This window comes from Flavobacterium macrobrachii (genome assembly GCF_014486675.1).
Classification (GTDB): Bacteria; Bacteroidota; Bacteroidia; order Flavobacteriales; family Flavobacteriaceae; genus Flavobacterium; species Flavobacterium macrobrachii.
On sequence record NZ_JACTAC010000203.1, the window covers coordinates 1 to 369 of the forward strand.

1 protein-coding gene is annotated in these 369 nt (G+C 42.3%); it reads left to right on the top strand.

Translation table 11 applies throughout. The features are described 5' to 3' along the window. Positions 1 to 37: 37 nt before the first annotated feature. The coding region (locus IAI56_RS15970; protein WP_342354549.1) for a T9SS type B sorting domain-containing protein at positions 38 to 369 on the top strand (332 nt) is incomplete at its 3' end.

Consider the following 369-nt stretch of genomic DNA (forward strand, 5'->3'; position numbering starts at 1 on the left):
CGGCGTATTTACCAATGTACCCATTGGAACACACACGGTGCATGTATGGGATGTTCGCGACCCGAATGGTTATTCTTGTGGAGAAGTAAGCATAGAAGGCGTACAAATTATAGACTATCCACACTACTTTACACCCAATGGTGATGGCTATCACGACACTTGGAACATAAAAGGATTAGAAAACTTTGCTGATGCAACAACGATTTACATCTTTGACCGCCATAGCAAGCTGTTGAAACAAATTAGTTCCGATGGTGATGGTTGGGATGGAACCTATAACGGACAGTTGATGCCATCAACGGATTACTGGTTTAAGGTAGAATATCCAGAAGCCGGTGTTATGAAAGAATTTAAAGCGCACTTCTCGTT